The sequence below is a fragment of the Streptosporangium carneum genome, assembly GCF_027922005.1.
In the GTDB taxonomy this organism is placed as follows: Bacteria; Actinomycetota; Actinomycetes; order Streptosporangiales; family Streptosporangiaceae; genus Streptosporangium; species Streptosporangium carneum.
In genome coordinates this window covers 792114-809605 of record NZ_BSEV01000001.1, presented here as the reverse complement: position 1 = coordinate 809605, position 17492 = coordinate 792114, and the positions used below count along the sequence as shown (strand labels likewise).

Annotated in this window: 12 protein-coding genes and 1 pseudogene; 4 read left to right on the top strand and 9 right to left on the bottom strand. The window is 69.8% G+C overall.

Annotated features, from left to right (window positions below):
• Nucleotides 1-239 precede the first annotated feature (239 nt).
• The 4 genes from PKF00_RS04115 (at nucleotide 240) to PKF00_RS04100 (ending at nucleotide 3929) form a co-directional block, all read left to right on the top strand.
• Nucleotides 240-611 carry a YciI family protein gene (locus PKF00_RS04115; protein WP_271215969.1) on the top strand — a complete coding sequence of 124 codons (372 nt, stop codon included), beginning with the start codon at nucleotides 240-242 and terminating at the stop codon, nucleotides 609-611.
• Nucleotides 612-669: 58 nt separating this feature from the next.
• Nucleotides 670-1938, top strand: coding sequence for an RNA polymerase sigma factor (locus PKF00_RS04110; RefSeq protein WP_271215968.1), 1269 nt, complete (start codon nucleotides 670-672; stop codon nucleotides 1936-1938).
• A gap of 132 nt (nucleotides 1939-2070) precedes the next feature.
• The gene (locus tag PKF00_RS04105; RefSeq protein WP_271215967.1) at nucleotides 2071-3096 is read left to right on the top strand and encodes an ATP-binding cassette domain-containing protein; all 1026 of its coding nucleotides are present in this window, start codon (nucleotides 2071-2073) and stop codon (nucleotides 3094-3096) included.
• Nucleotides 3093-3929 (top strand): ABC transporter permease, encoded by an 837-nt coding sequence (locus tag PKF00_RS04100; RefSeq protein WP_271215966.1) that lies wholly within the window; start codon nucleotides 3093-3095, stop codon nucleotides 3927-3929. The genes PKF00_RS04105 and PKF00_RS04100 overlap by 4 nt, the downstream gene beginning before the upstream one ends.
• Nucleotides 3930-5945: 2016 nt before the next feature.
• Here the strand turns inward: PKF00_RS04100 and PKF00_RS04095 are convergent.
• From PKF00_RS04095 to PKF00_RS04055, 9 genes and pseudogenes are all read right to left on the bottom strand, one after another.
• A pseudogene (locus PKF00_RS04095) lies at nucleotides 5946-6989 on the bottom strand (BTAD domain-containing putative transcriptional regulator); the annotation flags it as partial.
• A gap of 227 nt (nucleotides 6990-7216) precedes the next feature.
• On the bottom strand, nucleotides 7217-7807 hold the full coding sequence (locus PKF00_RS04090) for a hypothetical protein (protein WP_271215965.1): 591 nt from the start codon (nucleotides 7805-7807) through the stop codon (nucleotides 7217-7219).
• Nucleotides 7808-7828: 21 nt separating this feature from the next.
• A complete protein-coding gene (locus tag PKF00_RS04085) occupies nucleotides 7829-8224 on the bottom strand; it encodes a hypothetical protein (RefSeq protein ID WP_271215964.1) in 396 nt (131 codons plus the stop codon).
• 204 nt (nucleotides 8225-8428) lie between these two features.
• Complete coding sequence (locus tag PKF00_RS04080; RefSeq protein ID WP_271215963.1) at nucleotides 8429-9967, bottom strand: MDR family MFS transporter; 1539 nt, start codon at nucleotides 9965-9967, stop codon at nucleotides 8429-8431.
• Nucleotides 9968-10198: 231 nt separating this feature from the next.
• Nucleotides 10199-12631 carry an AAA family ATPase gene (locus PKF00_RS04075; RefSeq protein ID WP_271215962.1) on the bottom strand — a complete coding sequence of 811 codons (2433 nt, stop codon included), beginning with the start codon at nucleotides 12629-12631 and terminating at the stop codon, nucleotides 10199-10201.
• 158 nt (nucleotides 12632-12789) lie between these two features.
• Nucleotides 12790-13971 (bottom strand): exonuclease SbcCD subunit D, encoded by a 1182-nt coding sequence (locus tag PKF00_RS04070; protein ID WP_271215961.1) that lies wholly within the window; start codon nucleotides 13969-13971, stop codon nucleotides 12790-12792.
• Entirely contained in the window at nucleotides 13968-15023 is a 1056-nt protein-coding gene (locus PKF00_RS04065) for a hypothetical protein (RefSeq protein ID WP_271215960.1), read from the bottom strand. Before PKF00_RS04065 ends, PKF00_RS04070 begins: the two co-directional genes overlap by 4 nt.
• Before the next feature lie 547 nt (nucleotides 15024-15570).
• Entirely contained in the window at nucleotides 15571-16596 is a 1026-nt protein-coding gene (gene recA, locus PKF00_RS04060; RefSeq protein WP_271215959.1) for a recombinase RecA, read from the bottom strand.
• Nucleotides 16597-16858: 262 nt separating this feature from the next.
• The gene (locus PKF00_RS04055; RefSeq protein WP_271215958.1) at nucleotides 16859-17338 is read right to left on the bottom strand and encodes a single-stranded DNA-binding protein; all 480 of its coding nucleotides are present in this window, start codon (nucleotides 17336-17338) and stop codon (nucleotides 16859-16861) included.
• Nucleotides 17339-17492 lie beyond the last annotated feature (154 nt).

Here is a 17492-nt window from a genome sequence, read left to right as displayed (position 1 = left end):
GTGAGTACTTGCCGATACCTCGGAGGCGGGCCACACGCCTCGACGCCCGCCGCATGTGATGTGGATCACATCTCATCCGTGTCGAGATCCCGGACTCGGCCACGAGGTGACGACGGACCCACCATGGAGGAAGTCATGGCCGCCGTCGCCTTCACCTGGACGACCGCCCTCGCGCCGTCCATGCGCCGCTCCGCCTGACCCGACGTACAGTTACCGACAACGATCAAAAAGGATCCGCCGTGAAATACCTGTTGCTCGGCTACACACCGGCCGCCGCCTGGGACGCCGCGACCGCCGACACGCCCTCCGAGGAGGCGACGGCCGCCTTCGCCGCATACCAGAGGTTCGAGCGAGAGCTGATCGAGACCGGCGAGTTCGTCGGCAGCGAGGGCCTCGGCCACCCGGTGGTCAGCACCACGGTCCGCAGGACGTCGGACGGGGTGGTGGCGACCGACGGACCGTTCGCCGAGCTCAAGGAGGTCCTGGCCAGCTTCGCCGTGATCGACGTGGCCGGCCGGGAACGAGCCGTGGAGATCGCCTCGCGGATCGTCGAGGTGCTGGGCGAGCCGATCGAGATCCGACCCATCATGGATGAGGAGTTCACGGCGTGACCGGGCGACACCCGGCGGAGGTGAAGGACCGGGAGGGCACGCGGAAGGCGGACCCGGCATGAGCGCGGACGTCGAGCACCTGCTGCGCGTGGAGGCGCCGCAGGTGCTCGGCGCGCTGACCCGGCGCTTCGGCCACTTCGACGTCGCCGAGGACGCGGTGCAGGAGGCGCTGCTCGCCGCGAGCCGGGCATGGCCGGTCGACGGCGTGCCGGAGAACCCGCGCAGCTGGCTGATCCGGATCGGCTACCGGCGGATGGTCGACCTGCTCCGCTCCGACCAGGCCCGGCGTCGGCGCGAGCAGGAAGCCGGGATCGCCGAACTGGCCATGCGGGAACCGGCCCGCCACGCGCCCCCCTCGCAGGAGACCGACGACAGCCTCACCCTGCTGCTGCTCTGCTGCCACCCCGCGCTGAGCACCGCCTCCCAGGTGGCGCTCACGCTGCGCGCGGTGGGCGGTCTGACGACCGCCGAGATCGCGCACGCCTACGGGACGGCCGAGAACACCATGGGCACCCGGATCAGCCGCGCCAAACAGCGACTGGCCCGCGCCGGCGCCCGCTTCACCCCGCCGACCGACGCCGACCGCGACAGTCGGATGGTCGCCGTGACGCAGGTGCTCTACCTGATCTTCAACGAGGGTTACACGGCCTCCACCGGCGGCGAACTCGCCCGCGTCGACCTGACCCGTGAGGCGATCCGGCTGACCCGCATGCTCCGTGACTCCCTGCCGGACGACGCCGAGGTGACCGGTCTGCTCGCGTTGATGCTGCTCACCGAGTCACGACGCCCCGCTCGCACCAGCCGTGACGACGAGCTGGTGCCACTGGACGAACAGGACCGGACACAGTGGGATCCCGGCCTGATCCGCGAGGGCACCGAGCTGATCGACAGCGTCTGGAGCCGGCGCGAGGTGGGCCCGTACCAACTGCAGGCGGCGATCGCAGCCGTGCACGCCGCGGCCGTGTCACCGGAGCAGACGGACTGGCCGCAGATCGCGGTGCTGTACCTGTGGCTCGAACGGCTCACCCCGACCGCGCCGGTGCGGCTGAGCCGGGTGGTGGCAGTGGCCCAGGCGTACGGACCGCCCCGGGGGCTGGCACTCCTGGACGACCTCAACCGGAACCACCGGCTGGATCAGGAACCCCTGACCCGGCAACGGGAACGCGCGGTGCGCGCCCACCTGCTCCAGATGACCGGCGACACGGCCGGCGCGGCGACGCTGTACCGCGAGGCGGCCGCCTTGACGGACAACCAGGTCGAGCGGCGATACCTGCTCGACAGGGCCGGCCGCCTCGGAGTGACTCACGCGCCGCGCGCGATCGGCTGAACCGGCAAGGACCCCGACCGCTTGCCGCGGCACATGCGCGAGCTGGACATGGAGACGGATCCGTGAGGCTCCCGGCAACCGGTGAAACCCGGTCGAGGGCGCCGTGAAACCGGCGCCGCCGAGAGTGAAGCCATGAGCATCACAGAACTCGGACGTACCGGGGGCGGCCCGGCCCTCGACGGGGGCACCGATCTGGCCGTACGTGTGGAAGGGCTGGTGAAGACGTTCGGCGAGCACCGTGCCGTCGACGGGATCGACCTGGAGGTACACCCGGGTGAGATCTTCGGCGTCTTGGGCCCGAACGGCGCCGGAAAGACCACCACGCTACGGATGCTGGCCACCCTGTTGAAGATCGACGCGGGACGCGCGGAGATCTTCGGGGTCGACGTGGCCGGCAACCCGCACGTGATCCGACAGCTGGTCGGCGTCACCGGACAGTACGCGTCGGTCGACGAGAACCTGACCGCCCGCGAGAACCTCTGGCTCTTCAGTCGCCTGCAGGGCATCGCCGCGCCGCGCGCCCGGAGCATCGCCACGGAGCTGCTGGGCCAGTTCGGCCTGGAGGAGGCCGCCGACAAACCGATCGCGCAGTTCTCCGGCGGCATGCGCCGGCGCCTCGACCTGGCGGCCAGCCTGATCACCAGACCACCGCTGATCTTCCTCGACGAGCCGACCACCGGTCTCGATCCGCGCACGCGCGGCCAGATGTGGGACACCATCCGCGGCCTGGTCACCGACGGTTGCACGGTGCTGCTGACCACGCAGTACCTGGACGAGGCCGACCAGCTCGCCGATCGCGTCGCCGTCATCGACCACGGCCGCAAGGTCGCCGAGGGCACCCCCGACGAGTTGAAGACCGCGGTCGGCAACTCCACCCTCCAACTGCGGCTCGCCGAGCCGGGCGAGGTGCCCGCCGCCGTGGAGGTCGTGCGGCGCGTCCTCGGCTCAGAGCCGATCCTCAGCCCGGAGCAGGGCCGCCTCAACGTCGCCCTCGACCAGGCCGACCTGGCCGCGGACGTACTGATCGCGCTGCGCACCGCCGGAGTGTCGATCACCTCGGTGAGCGTGGCCAAGCCCAGCCTGGACGAGGTGTTCCTCGCCCTCACCGGCCACGAGACGGACGGGGACGACAAGACCGGCACGGAGGAGAACCGATGAGCACCCTGATCGCACCCACCCGCGAGACGTTCCATGCCACCGACCGCGTCGCGGCCGCCCGGCGGCGCGTCTCCATGGGGGAGACCCTCAGCCAAACCCTGATGATGGCATGGCGGGCGCTCAAGAAGATGCGCCGCAACCCGGAGCAGTTCTTCGACGTGGCGCTGCAGCCGCTCCTGTTCACCGCGATGTTCGCCTTCGTCTTCGGCGGCGCCATCTCCGGCGACGTGGAGAGCTACCTCCCCCTGATGATCCCCGGCATCCTCGCCCAGACCGTGCTGACGACGTGCATGGCCACGGGCACCCAACTCCGCGAGGACCTGGAGAAGGGCGTCTTCGACCGGTTCAAGTCGTTGCCGATCGCCCGGATCGCGCCGCTCGCCGGTCCGATGGTGGCCGACCTGCTGCGCTACACGATCGCGGCCACCCTGACCTTCGGCATGGGCCTGGTGATGGGCTATCGCCCGGGCGGCGGAGTGGGCGGCGTGCTCGCTGCGATCCTGCTGGCGATCTTCACGGGCTGGTCGCTGGCGTGGGTCTTCACCTGGGTCGGCACCATCGCCCGGAGCGCCCAGGCCGTACAGGGCATCTCCATGATGATCCTGTTCCCGCTGACGTTCCTGTCGAACGCGTTCGTCCCCGTCGAGACCATGCCCGACCCGCTGGCCGCGTTCGTACGGGTCAACCCGGTCTCACACCTGGTCACGGCCGCCCGCGACCTCGCCAACAACGCCCTGGTCAGCGGGGAGGTGGCCTGGACGCTCCTGGCGAGCCTGATCGTCATCGCGATCTTCGCGCCGCTGTCGGTGCGCAGCTACAAGCGGCACATGTGACCTCCGCCCATCATGGCCGGAGATCCGCGCGACGAGACTCCGCGCCTCGTCCAGCAGGTCGGGGCCGCGTCGGTCGCCGTACTCTGCCCGCACGGCGTCGATCACCCCGGGCGCGGCCCGCTCCGCGTACGGTTCGATCCGCTCGAAGGTCATGCTGGGCATGTTGCCGCTGTACGCGAACCGCTCGGCCAGCACCAGCAACCCGATGGCCTCGCGCGGAGCCATGGCTCCGCGCAGCAGCCCCCAGGCGCCGAACGCGAAGAGCATCGAGCCGCACACCGGGTAGTCGAAGACCGGGTTCTCCGCGGCCAGCAGGTCGTGGCCCCGGACGGTGGAGAACAACTCCTCGCCGTACCGGACGTCTTCCGGCGGGGCGTGATACGCGTACGCCGTCAGGGCGACCGACATCACGATGGTCGTCCACGGTGTGAACTCCGCGTGCGGCACCCCCGGCAGGCGCATGTCACGCACCCGCTGGACGGCCAGGCGGTACTCCGCGAGCGCGGCGGCCGTCTCGCCGCGGGCGAGAGCGAGCTCGGCCGCGCACAACGAGACGATCGCCCCTCCGGCGAACACCGCCTCGCTGTCGTTGATCCGGGTGATCTCGGCGAGCTCGGCCTCGGCGGTGTCGAGATCGCCGTCGGCGAGCGCGGAGATCAGCAGTACCGAACGGAGCTGGGTCTCGTCGTCGGTGGCGCCGAGCCGGCTCAGCACCGGGATGGCGGTCCGCGCGTGTCCGACCGCCCGTCGGCGGTCGCCGAGCTGCATGACCAGGTGGGCCAGCACGGCGTGCATGGTCGCGGCGAACCATGGCCCCTCGTCCTCGGGAAGCATCGTCAGGGTCCGCTCGGCGGCCTCGATCGCCCCGGTCACGTCTCCCGCGTTCTCCAGGACGTGGACGTTCATATGCGTCGCCGCCAGGGCCACCTCCCGGTCGGCGCTCCGGCACAACTCCGCCAGCCGGCGGCGCACGTCGGCGCCGTCGGCCACGTCGCACGCGAGCAGCACCGTGGCCATCGCCGCCACCCGGGAGTTCGTCGTGTCACCGACGGGCAGCGAACGGAGGAGGTCGCGCAACGGATCGCTGCGGTGATCAGTGATGATCACGGTGTTCACGAGCGTGATCAGCACGGCGGCCCTGGTCTCCTCGACGAGGTGCGGCGGCGGCGTCCAGCCGGTGATCACTTGGATGATCGCGTCCCGGTGCACGAGGATCCGGGGGTGGTCGCCGCGGATCGACCACAGCGCGCCGACGCCGACCAGCAGCTGGACCGTCGTGACCGGATCGGGCTCGCCGAGAGCCTGCCGAAGCAGATCGGCGAGGTTGCTCTCCTCGGCGTGCAACGCGTCGACCGCCGCGAACTGCGCCGGACCGAACATCTCGAAGGTGTGCTCGAGGGCGTACGCCGTCGCCCAGGCCCGCTGCGCCCCCCGAGCGGATGCCTCCTCACCGGCCTCCTTCAGCCGCATCCGCCCGAACTCCCTGACGGTCTCCAGCATCCGGTAGCGGAGGCCGTACGTCGTCTCGCGGACGCTCAACATCGACTGCTCGATCAGCACGTCCACGACGTGCAGGGCGTCCGGGCCGAGTACGCGCTCGGCCGCGGCCAGCGTGAAACCGTCGCCGAACAGCGACAACCACCGCAACGCCCGCCGTTCCGGCTCGTCCAGCAGATTCCACGACCAGTCGATGACCGCGAGCAGCGTCTGGTGCCGGTCGGGGGCCGTACGGTTCCCGCCGCGCAGCAGGGCGAACCGGTCCGCCAGGCGCCGCGCGATCTCCTCCACCGACATCACCCGCACCTTGGCCGCGGCCAGCTCGATCGCGAGCGGCAGCCCGTCGAGGCGGGCGACGACCTCCTCGACCACTCCCTCGTCGATCCGCACACCCGCGCGGGCGGCCGTGGCGCGCTGGCGGAACAGCTCGACCGCGTCGCCCGCGGGCAGCTCGCCGAGCGGGTAGACGCGTTCGGCGGGGATCGACAAGGGGGCGCGCGAGGTGACGAGCACCCGCAGGTCGCGAGTCGTCACGGTCAGGAACGCCACCAGGTCGGCGACGGCCTCGATCACGTGCTCGCAGTTGTCCAGGATCAGCAGCACCGGAGCCTGGTCGAGATGCCGGGCGATCCGGGCGCGAACGTCGGAGCGCTGCCCGGCGGTCAGGGCACGACGCCCGCTGACCGAGTCGCGGACCCCGAGCGCCGAGCCCACCTCGCCCACCACGCCCTCCGGCGAGGAGACGCCGACGAGCTCGACGAAGTGAGCGACGGGCTGCGCGGCGTTCCTGCCGACGGCATGAGCCAGCCTCGTCTTGCCCAGCCCGCCGGGGCCGACGATGGAGACCACCCGGTTCGTCTGCAACAGGGCGTGCACCGCGCGGATGTCGCCGTCGCGGCCGAGCAGCGAGGAACCGTCGAACAGGATGCCCTCGCGTACCGGCCGATCGGCGACGAGGAGTTCGGCGTACACACGGGCGAGCTCAGGCCCTGGTTCGGCGCCGAGCCGCGCGACCACGCCCGTGCGATACCGCTCGTAGCGCTCCAGAGCGGCGGCGACACCCCGTACGGCGGCCTCGCTGCGCAGCAGGCAGGCGAGCAGTTCCTCGTCGTGCGGCCGGTCCGCCGCGACCTCCTCCAGCAGCGGCAGCGCGCCCTCGTGAGCGCCGCTCCGGCCCCGCGCGATCGCCGCCACCCGTCGCGCCTCGGCCGCCTGCCCCGCCGCGACGGCCCTCAGCTCGGCGAGTGGGCCCGCGGCGTCGCCCAGGCCGCCGGCCACGAGCCCCATGGCCTCTTCGGCGCGGCGACGCGCGAGCGCCATGTCGTCCTCGCCCAGTGCGGCCCGTGCCTGCTCCACCAGCGCGCCGAGCAGCAGCGCGTCCACCTGACCGGCGGGCAGCCCGAGCCGGTAACCACGCGGGATCCGCACCACGACGTCGGCACAGGTCGCCGCCCTGGTCCGCGAGACGACCACCTGCAGCGCCTTCGCCGGGTTGGCCGGAGCCTCGTCGGGCCACAGCTCCTCGATCAGGCGCTCGTCGCCGACCCCCGCCCGCCCGTGCATGGCGAGCGCGGCCAGCAGGGCTTGCGCGCGATCGCCGATGACGCGCGCCCCCTGCCAGCGGACGCCGTCGAGCAAGACGAGTGTGGGGGACACAACCTCAGCTTACGGACAAGTCACAATCGAGGAGCGGGACCACGCGGGTATCTCGACGAATGAGTCGAGGCCGACGCGGCCGGGATCAAGCCCGGCATCGGCCCCTGCGACCGCGGCCCTCCGGTGTCGCGCGGCTACTCGGGCTCGCCGACGACGACGGCCGGATGGGAACGCTCGAACCAGTCCTGGTCCAGGCGCACGCCGGTGCTGCCCTCCACGATGGCCATGGCCATGGCCTGCGAGGCCGGCCAGGGCGCGTCGACGACCGATCCCAAGGCCGCCAGTTCGGCTTCGACGGCGGTGGGGTCGTCTCCCATGACGTAGGCGGGGTCCAGATGCGGGACCTCGGCCAGAACCCGCCCGTGCGCGGCGTGGATCAGCCGGGAGTTCCTCGTCACCTCCCACGCCACATGCCAGACCCGCGCGTTCACACTGAGCCTGCCGAGAGCATCCGATTCCCAGACATAGTTCTTCCCGAAGGTCTGGACGATCATCGTCGCGTTCCCCGCCTGTCCCAGCAGGACGGCGTCCTCCTCGTACGCCTCCTCGTCCTCCAGTTCGATCAACGGTGGCCGCTCGCCGTCGAGCAGGCGGGACACCGTCTCCTCCAGCGACAGCGGGCCGTCGACCGGCAGGACGGCGGTCCAGGCCAGCCCCTCCGACAACCAGCCCGAACACGCCCGGAGGAGACCCTCGTAGTGCTCCGTCAAATGCTGGAATGCCATGTCGTCCTCCGTCTCACGGGCTCACCGGTCGGCCAGATGAAGATCGCCTCCGAAGCTCCAGGCGACCACGTTCCCCGTGCCGAAGACGAACTCCGCCTCCATGCACTGACCGAAAGCCTCTACGTCGAATCGCTCGATCACCCGCACAAGCCGTTCACCGACATGACGTGTGAACGGAACCTCGTCAGGAGCCCGGACGACATCGACGCGGCTGCCGAACTCCGGCATCACGTAACTCTCCCCCGGCTCGTCCGGTGTGATCCGCAGCGTCCAATCAGCCGCGACACGAACCTCGACGGTCGCCGATTCCAGATGAAGCCAGACCTCGAACACTTCAGAGACGTCAGACTCGTCGGTGAACAGGGCGGCGGTGACCGCGACCAAGCGCTGGCGCTCCAAACGGGAGAGATCCACCATCCCACCGTTTCCTCAATGGTTTGAGCGGAACGGCAGGCGCAGTCAATGGGCGCCCGACCGGTCGGAGTCCCGCTGCCGCTGGCCGATCCCGACTCCATGTTCGCTCCTCTCGACGAAATCTCCTGACCTGGAATCGGAACAGCTCGCGGGTGGCCGCCGCTCCGATCCACAGCTGTCAGCAGCTCGGCGTCGCCGACGCCGGTTTCATCGGTCGGCTCCCTCGGACTTGCCGGCGCTGTCCGCCCGGGCCGGCAGAAGCAAGGCGGTGACGATCACGACCACGGACAGCACCGCGCTGACGACGAAGGCCAGCCGCATGCCGTCGAGGTTGGCGAGCGCCTCCGTGGCCCCCGTGGATCTCAGGACATCGGCTCGCGCGCTCATCACGGTGATCACGAGCGCGGTGCCGATGGCTGAGGAGACCTGCTGCAGCGTGCTCAGGATCGAGCTGCCGTGAGAGTAGAGCGACGGCGGAACCGCTCCGAGCCCGAGGGTGAACACCGGGGTGAAGGTCGCGGCCAGACTCACCATCAGCAGCGCGTGCAGACCGAGGAGCTGCCAGATCGGCATGGTCATCGTGACCTGGGTGAAGCCGGCGAGCGCGAGCGTGATTCCGATCGCGCCGGGGATGACCAGAACCCGGCCGCCGAACCGGTCGAACAGGCGGCCGACGGTCGGACCGAGCAGCCCCATCGCGAGACTGCCCGGCATCATGAGGAGCCCGGCCTCCAGGGGGATGAGCCCGCGGACGTTCTGCAGGTACAGCGGCAGCAGGATCATTGCGCCGAGCATCGCCATGCAGGCCACCGCCATCAGAATCAGCGCGACCGTGTAGGTGCGGTGGCGCAGGGCACGCAGGTCCAGCAGCGGCGTACCACGCTTCTGCAACGACAGCTGGCGGAAGACGAAGACTGCGATGGCCACCAGGCCAGCCCCCACGATCGCGGCGGCGACACGGACGTCACCCCCCTCGAACCGGCTGAGTCCGTAGACCAGGCCGCCGAAGCCGGCGGAGGCGGTCACCACGCTCAACCAGTCGATGGTGCTGAACCGGGGCTCCCCGACGTTCTTGAGCTGCTTAAGTCCGCCCCAGGTGATCACGGCGGCGATGGGGAGCACCACGACGAACAGCAGCCGCCAGGACCCGAACTGAAGGATCACCCCCGAGATCGCCGGGCCCATCGCGGGCGCGACCGAGATGGCCAGCATGACGTTGCCCATCACCCTGCCCCGGTCCTTCTCGGACACCACCTGCATCAGCGTGGTCATCAGCAGCGGCATCATCACCGCCGTCCCGGACGCCTGGATGATGCGGGCGCCCAGCAGCACCTCGAACGTCGGCGCGGCGGCGGCCAACGCCGTGCCGAGCAGGAACAGACCCATCGCGGTGGTGTACGCGACGCGGGTGGACACCCGCTGCAGGAACCATCCGGTGACCGGGATGACGGCGGCCATGGTCAGCATGAAGGCGGTCGAGAGCCACTGCGCGGTCTGCTCGGTGATGTGCAGCGCGCCCATTAACCGTGGGATCGCGTTGATCATGATCGTTTCATTGAGGATCACCACGAACGTGGCGAGCACCAGCAGCCGGATCACGGCCGGAGGGCGACCTGAAACGGTGGTCGAGGACTTGGCGGATGAGTCGAGCTGTGCGATGGACACGGCACCTCGATCGGAGTTGTCGGACATGACCTCGTCGTTGCTGACGTTCCAGCCGCGGGTCTCATGAAAAGTCGTGGTCATACAAAGACTGACCTACGCCACCGACAAAACTCATCACCTATACCCACCATCCCGACAAGTTACGCGAAATGCCGCCCGGTTTTCACCGGCGGCGGAGTCACCCGCGACCGACGTCTTCGCCAAGGTCATCGGCTCCCTGGCCTGGTGATCTGGGAGCGGCGGCCGGGCCGGATCGGACGTCGCAATCGTGTCGATCGAGGAGCGCCATCTCATCCGCGGCGACATGCGAGGTCACGGAGCTTCCCGCCGTACCGAGGATGTTCGCTGGTCCCGGTGGACGGTGAAGCGGGTCGGCACCCGTTCGGCCAGGGCGCTACTGTGCGTGACGATGCCGACCATCTTGTCCTTGTGGGCCACGAGTTCCTCCAGCGTGACGGCGACCGTCTCGAGTGTCGTCTCGTCCAGCATGCCGAACCCCTCATCGAGGAAGATCGACTCCAGTTGGACGGCGCCGGCCGCGGCCATGGTCGGCAGCTGTGCCGAAAGCGCCAGGGCGAGGGCGAGGCTGGCCTGGAAGGTCTCGCCGCCGGACAGCGTCCTGACCGGCCGCAGGCTGTCCGCGTCAGCATGGTCGACGACGAAAAAGGCCCCGTCGTCGTGGATCAGCCCGAACTGCCCACCGGACAACTCGGCGAGCGTCTCGGAGGCGTCCGTGACGAGTGTGTCAAGGGCCGTCGCGACGAGCCAGCGGGGAAACCCGTCCGCGCGCAGGAGGTGGCCAAGCGTCTTCGCCACCTGATGTGTCTGCGCTGCCTCCTGCCGCCGTACGTCGAGTTTCGCGGCCTGCTCCCGTCGTTCGATGAGACGCCGCACCCCCTGCCGAGCTTCCTCCAGCGCCACAGCGACCGCCGGCTCGGCCGTCTCGGTGAGCGGCCGTCCCGTGTTGGGGTTCACCTCGTGGGCGGCGAGCACGTCGGCAAGCCGGTCTTCGGCGGCGGAGAGCTCGCCGCGGACCCTCACCAGTCTTTCGTGCGCGTCGGACAGCGCCCTTTCGCGGACGGCGGCGGCCCCGGCCGCCCAGGAGACAAGGGCCGTCCACGCCGCGGTCAGGTCATCACGGTCCAGCGTCGGAGCCCCGAGCGCGACGAGCGGGTCACGAACGCGCTCAAGCGCCGACCAGGCCGCCCGCACCTCCCGGCGGACGCTCGCCATGGCCTCCTCGGTGCTCGCCCTGTCGGCTCGCGCGCGCCGCAGCCTTGTGTCCGCCTCGTCGGCCGCCCTTTCCAACTGCTCCCGACAGGTGAGCGCGGCGGTCACCTGTTCCAGGGTGGGTGCGTCGGCGAGGACGGAACGCAGGGCGGTGATCCGGCCGGTGAGCGCGTTCAGCTCGCTGGTGGCCTGCTGCTCGATCCGGGTCATCTTCGTCCGCTCGTCGCCCAGCCGCTCCACTTCACGGTCAGCCCGGACTCGTGCTCGCTCGGCCGCTTCGAGGTCGGGCGCGACCAGTGGGCCGGGCATCGTGGTGACCCGCTGCCCACATACCGGGCACGCCGCGCCGTCTCGCAGATGCGGTCGCAGCGCTGCCGCGAGGTGGAAGCGCGCCGCCCCCTGCTCCGTCCGTCGCGCCCGCAGTGCGAGCCTCTCGGCCTCCTCCCCGGCAGCGGTCGCGTCAGAGAGCGCTGTGGCATGCCGCCGCAGCAGCGCCTGCGTCTTGAGCAGCCTTCTCTCCGCTTCGTCGAGCTCCGTGTGGTCGCGGCGGGTCTGCTCGAGGAGGGTTCGGGGCGATGCTGCCGCGAGTCGCTCGCGGGCGGTTGTGTCGGCTGCCTCAGCCTCGGTGAGTTCCTTGTCGACCAGCTCGCCGACGGTTCTGATCTCGCGTTCCCGCCTCCCGAGCTCCTCGAGTCCAGCCGGCGCGGCAACCGTTCCCAGCCGGTCTCGCTCCGCGGTCAGCGTCTCGCACGCTTTCCGCGCCTCGGTGACGGCCGAGCCATGTTCCCTGAGTCCGGGCAGCGCCGTACGGACCCGCTCGGCGACCTTCTCCAACACGGCCACTCGGCCTTGGGCCACCTGTTGGGCGCGTTCGGTCGCATCGCCGAACTCCTCAAGCTGCCGGGCGAGGAGTTCGGCGCGCTGCTTTCCGCCTTCGGCCTCCGCGTTCGCCGCCTGCGCGATCCGGGGGTAGACCTCCAGCCCCATCAGTTTGACGAAGATCTCCTGCCGCTTGGCCGGTCGCGCATGCAGGAATTCGGCGAAGTCCCCCTGCGGCAGCACCACACAGGTGAGAAAGTGCTCGAACGACAGCCCGAACAGCTTCTCCACCGCAGGTGTGACCTCGGAGTCGGAGGCGAGCACTTCAGCGGCGTCGCCCGGCATGCCAAGCGCGCCCGGGGCGGCGAGTCGCTCCAGCCTGGCGTTCCTCACGTGGACGCCACCGTGGGCGGTTCGACGCAGCTCCCGGGCGGCGACGTAGCGGTGTCCGGCGAGGTCGAAGACAAGCCGGACGGTGCCCCGGTCGGTGGTCGGCGCGAGCGCGTGCGTGATGGTGCGCCGGTTGTCCCAGCGCGGCGCCGATCCGTACAGGGCGAACGTGATCGCGTCGACGACGGTGGACTTGCCCGCCCCGGTTGGGCCGACGAGCGCGAAGTAGTCCACCTCGCGGAGGTCCACCGTGGCCGCCTCCCGGAACGAGGCGAAGCCGTTCATCTCCAGCAGCACCGGTCTCATCGAGGTTCCCAACCGGTGTCAGCGAGTTGATCGCCCTTGTCGGCATCCCGCACGGATGCCTCACGACCGGCATCCTCCACGACGAGGCGACCGCTTGGTCGCATCGTGTCGAGAAGCGCGTGGCCTGCCATTTCCTCTCCTGAGATGTCTTTGCGCCGTCAGGTGTTCCCGGTGGTGACCTGGTCATGGAGCCTGGCGAACAGCGCTTCGACCCGTTCGTCGACCAGCTTCCGGGTGACGCAGTATTCGTGGAACAGCTCGTCAGGGCCGCGTTCCACGCCGACGACCGGCGTGGACGGCCGGGCACTGTTCACCGGGTCCGCCGACGCGGTGAACGTCGGGTCGACGCGCACTTCCAGCGTGTTGGGGAGCAACCGCCGCACGTCCTGCTGCAGACCTGCGCGCGCTGGTTCACACAGCAGGACCCTCAGGTAGTCGTCGCCGAACGAGTCGGCGCGCTGGGTCAGCTCGTCAACGGTGCCACGTACGGTGCGCAGCCGCCGTCCGGATCTGATCGGCACCTCGGCGACAACGCGGGTGAGCGCGCCGACCTCGGCCTCGACGACGAGAACCACCGAGGGGTTGTCTTGCTCCCCGAAATCGAGGGCGATCGGGCTGCCGCAGTAGTGAACCGGACACGGCGCGGGCAGCGACTGGCGACGGTGCAGGTGTCCGAGGGCGACATAGTGCGCGTCGGGTGGGAAGGCGTCATCCGGCACCCAGTACTCGGCGATCGACTGGGCGGACCGCTCGCCCCCGCCAAGCTTTCCCTGGGCCGCCATCAGGTGCGACATCACGAGGTTGACCGCGTCATCGCGGAAGCCGGTCGTGAGCGCGGCGAGCAGGTCCCGCACCAGCCGGCCATAGCCGGCCGCGGCTTCCCCGGGCGTCTTGGTGACCAGCTGGGCAGCACGCACCGCGTGGCGCGGGGAGAGGAACGGCAGCAGGGCGACGATGACCGGCTCCCTTGTCGAGCGCGCGGTGAACTCCACCACCCCGCCGTCGGCCGCGACGCGCGCACTGCCGGCCAAGGTGATCCCCGCGCTCGCCATGAGCGGCCGGTAGGCGTCGAAGGTGGCGGCATGGTCGTGATTGCCGGCGATCGCGATGACCTCGGCACCGGTGCGTCGAAGTGCGAGCAGCACCTGAACGACCAGCTGCTGGGCGTCTGCCGACGGGGCGGACGACTCGTACAGGTCGCTGGCGACGAGAACCGCGTCGACCTGGTGCTCCTGTGCCACCTGGACGATCTCGCGCAGGACCGCCCGCTGCTCGTCGAGCCGGCTGTGGCCCTTGAGCACCTTGCCGACGTGCCAGTCGGATGTGTGCAGGAACTTCATCTCTCCTCGTCGGGCGGGATCCGCTCGTCGATCTCCTCGTCGGGCGGGATCCGCTCGTCGATCTCCTCGTCGGGCGGGATCCGCTCGTCGCCCCCGGCTCCCGGCTCGGGCGGCATCAGTTCGTCATACACGGCTCGGTGTTCCTCGTCGTCGCGCGGGCAGATCGCCCGTCCGTCGGTCAGGCACATCCAGTGGTGCCGTAACACGTCCCGCACGGCTTCCTCCGGGTCGACGAACACCAGGATGCCGTCGCCGTCCTCGTCGTAGACGTAGGCACAGACATCGCAGACGACGGAGTGCATCTGGCGGGTGGGGAGACGTGTCGACCGATCACTTCCCGTGTCCGGCCGGTACGGGGGGTAGCCGTGATCTTCCGGCACCCGGCGAGTCGCAGGGCTCTCGTCCACGCACCCGATCCGCGGGGGTGCGGCCCACTGCCGGCCGGCGGGCGTCCGATGAAAGCCACGAGCGGGTCGGAAACCGTCACCGCCACACCGTGGGCAGGCGGTGAGGGTGAGCAGGCGCTCATGCAGGGTGCGGTAGTAGCGGGCGTGTGTGAGCGCGTGGTGCTCTCTGCGGGGCCGCTCCGGCAGTGGTGGGTTTCCGGCCTGGACGGCGAGGGACCACAGCTCGTGGAACCAGCGCGGCACCGCTGACGGCATCACCTCCCAGTGGTTGTCCCACAGGGAGTGCAGACGGTGGATGTGCTGGCCGCCGCAGGCGGCATACAGGTGAGTCTCCGGGGGACCGCAGGCGAAGTACATCGCCACCTCGTCACGGATCTCCTTGATGAGCTTGACGTCGGGGTGGACGCGGTCGAGGAGGTAGGGATAGCCGTCGGCGGTGCACCGCGGCAGCCAGGGCCACACGTCGTCGACCATCCACGGGACGTCGAGCACGGCGGTGAAATCCATGTCGTTGTTGACGGCGTAATAGTCGCGGCCGGCGTCGTCGGTGAGGCCGATGGAAACGAGGCCGCGTACGGTGGGGTCGGCGGGAAGGAATTCGCAGGCGAGGTAGACGCGGCGAATGGCCCGAGCGGTGTCGCTCATGTGATGCTCCTCGGCATCCGAGAACGTTGCTGAGGTACGGCGTGTGCGCGTGTGCTGGTCTTCTGCTGGCTGATGTGGCGTTCAGGAGTCCGTCTGCCCGACGGGTGTCGCAACAGGTCTTGCGACGGACCATCGCCTGGTGTGAGGACGTTCCCCTTACCGTGACCGTCTCGTCTGTGGGTCGTTGTGCGAGTCTGTCGGCCTTCTCCCCATGGCTTGGGGTGGTTTCGGAACCCCGCATGCCTCGACCTGCTCATCCGTCAGGACTCCACCGGCATGACGTGGACCGCAGATGACGTCGTCACCCGTGCCGCGGACTCGACCGAATCGGCACGGCGCGCGGTTCTCCGCCTCTGCAGGAGAGATTTCAGTGGCAACGGCTGTCCCTCCATATCAATCCCGTCTCCCGGTCGGAAACACACGGCTGGTGCGATGTAACGGTGTGGGCCGCTTGTGGTCGCCGTTGCGAGTGATCCGCGGCGGACGGCCTGCGGTGGTCCCGGACGGTTCAGTGCCGTCAGTTGCTCGATGGGCGACGGTCACCGGATCAGCGTTCGGCCGGCGTAGCGGGGGTGATACTCAGATTCGGCCCGATGCCCAACTTCTCCTTGATCTTCTTCTCGATCTCGTCGGTGAGGTCGGGGTGGTCTCTGAGGAAGGTGCGGGTGTTCTCCCTGCCCTGGCTGAGCTGGTCGCCCTGGTAGGTGTACCAGGCGCCGGACTTGCGGATGAAGCCGTGCTCGACGCCCATGTCGATCAGGCCGCCCTCTCGTGAGATGCCGATCCCGTAGAGAATGTCGAACTCGGCCTGCTTGAACGGCGGAGCGATCTTGTTCTTGGCCACCTTGACGCGGGTGCGGTTGCCGACAGGCTCGGTGCCGTTCTTGAGCGTCTCGATCCGGCGGACGTCCAGGCGCACCGCGGCGTAGAACTTCAGCGCCCGGCCGCCGGGGGTGACCTCCGGGAACGGCGTGCCGATCTTCTCACGGAGCTGGTTGATGAAGATCGCGGTGGTTCTCGACTGGCTCAGCGCGCCGGTGATCTTCCGCAGCGCCTGGCTCATCAGTCTCGCCTGCAGGCCCACGTGGGAATCGCCCATCTCGCCCTCGATCTCCGCGCGCGGCACCAGGGCGGCGACGGAGTCGATGGCGATGAGGTCGAGAGCGGCGGAGCGGATGAGGGTGTCTGCGATCTGCAGGGCCTGCTCGCCGTCGTCGGGCTGGCAGATCAGCAGGGCGTCGGTGTCCACACCCAGCCGCCTGGCGTACTCGGTGTCCAGGCCGTACTCGGCGTCGATGAAAGCCACCGTGCCGCCGGTCCGCTGGGCGTTGGCCAGCGCGTGCAGGGCGATCGTGGTCTTGCCCGAGGACTCCGGGCCGTAGATCTCCACCACCCGCCCCCGGGGCAGCCCGCCGACGCCAAGGGCGAGGTCCAGGGCGATCGACCCGGTCGGGATCACCTCGGTCGGGGCCCTCGGGTCGTCGCCCAGGCGCATGATCGAGCCCTTGCCGAAGCGTTTTTCGATCTGAGCGAGGGCGAGCTCGAGCGCCCCCTCGCGGTCCTGTTCTCTCATGGGTCCACCTTGGGTGGGATGCTGTGCGTGTCGTTGCCACCGCGGCGCGCCGTCGGGCTCCGGGTCGGTGGCGGGACGCCGCGCCCCCTGGGATTCCCCGGAGGCGTCTCGAGGAGCGTCCGGACGGGCCGGGTCGACCTGGTGTTCGGGATGGCGGCGGATGTGGAGCGGACCGAGGGCCACCTGCGGTGTCCAGGCCGCCGGGAGGTCCGTTGACACCGAGATGATCATGTCGATCAGCCTTTGTGCAGTGCTCTGACGATCAGAAGGGCTCCTCACTCCTCCGGGGGGCATGCGGCCCGCCCTCGTCGTGCTGGGCGAACAGGTCGTCGGCGGACGGTTTGGCGCCGGCGTAGGCACGGGCGCGGACGCTCGCACGCGGGGCCTCGATGATGCGCGCGGAGGCGAACCGCAGCGAGGGACCGATCTCGTCGACCTCACACTCGACCACGGTGCGGCGCTCGCCTTCCTTGGTCTCGTATGTTCGTTGGCGCAGTCGCCCCTGGACGATGACGCGCGCGCCGCGCGGCAGGGACTGTGCGACGTGCTCCGCCTCCTGCCGCCAGACCGAGCAGCGCAGGAACAGCGTCCCGGCGTCCCGCCACTCCTTGGCCTCCCGGTCGTACACGCGGGACGTGGACGCGACGGTGAAGTGCGCGACCGCGACTCCGCTGGAGCTGAAGCGCAGTTCGGGGTCGTCGGTCAGGTTGCCGACGACGGTGATGACGGTTTCATCAGCCATGGGCTTCCTCTCGTGCGATGGGTGATTCCTCACCCATGCCTGTTCGAGTTCGACGGGCGGCCTGAAGCCGGGTCGGCGAGTCGTCCTCGAACGTCCAGCCGCCGCAGTCGAGGTGACCGGCCTGGGAGGCCGGGAACCGCACAGTGGCGAGCGC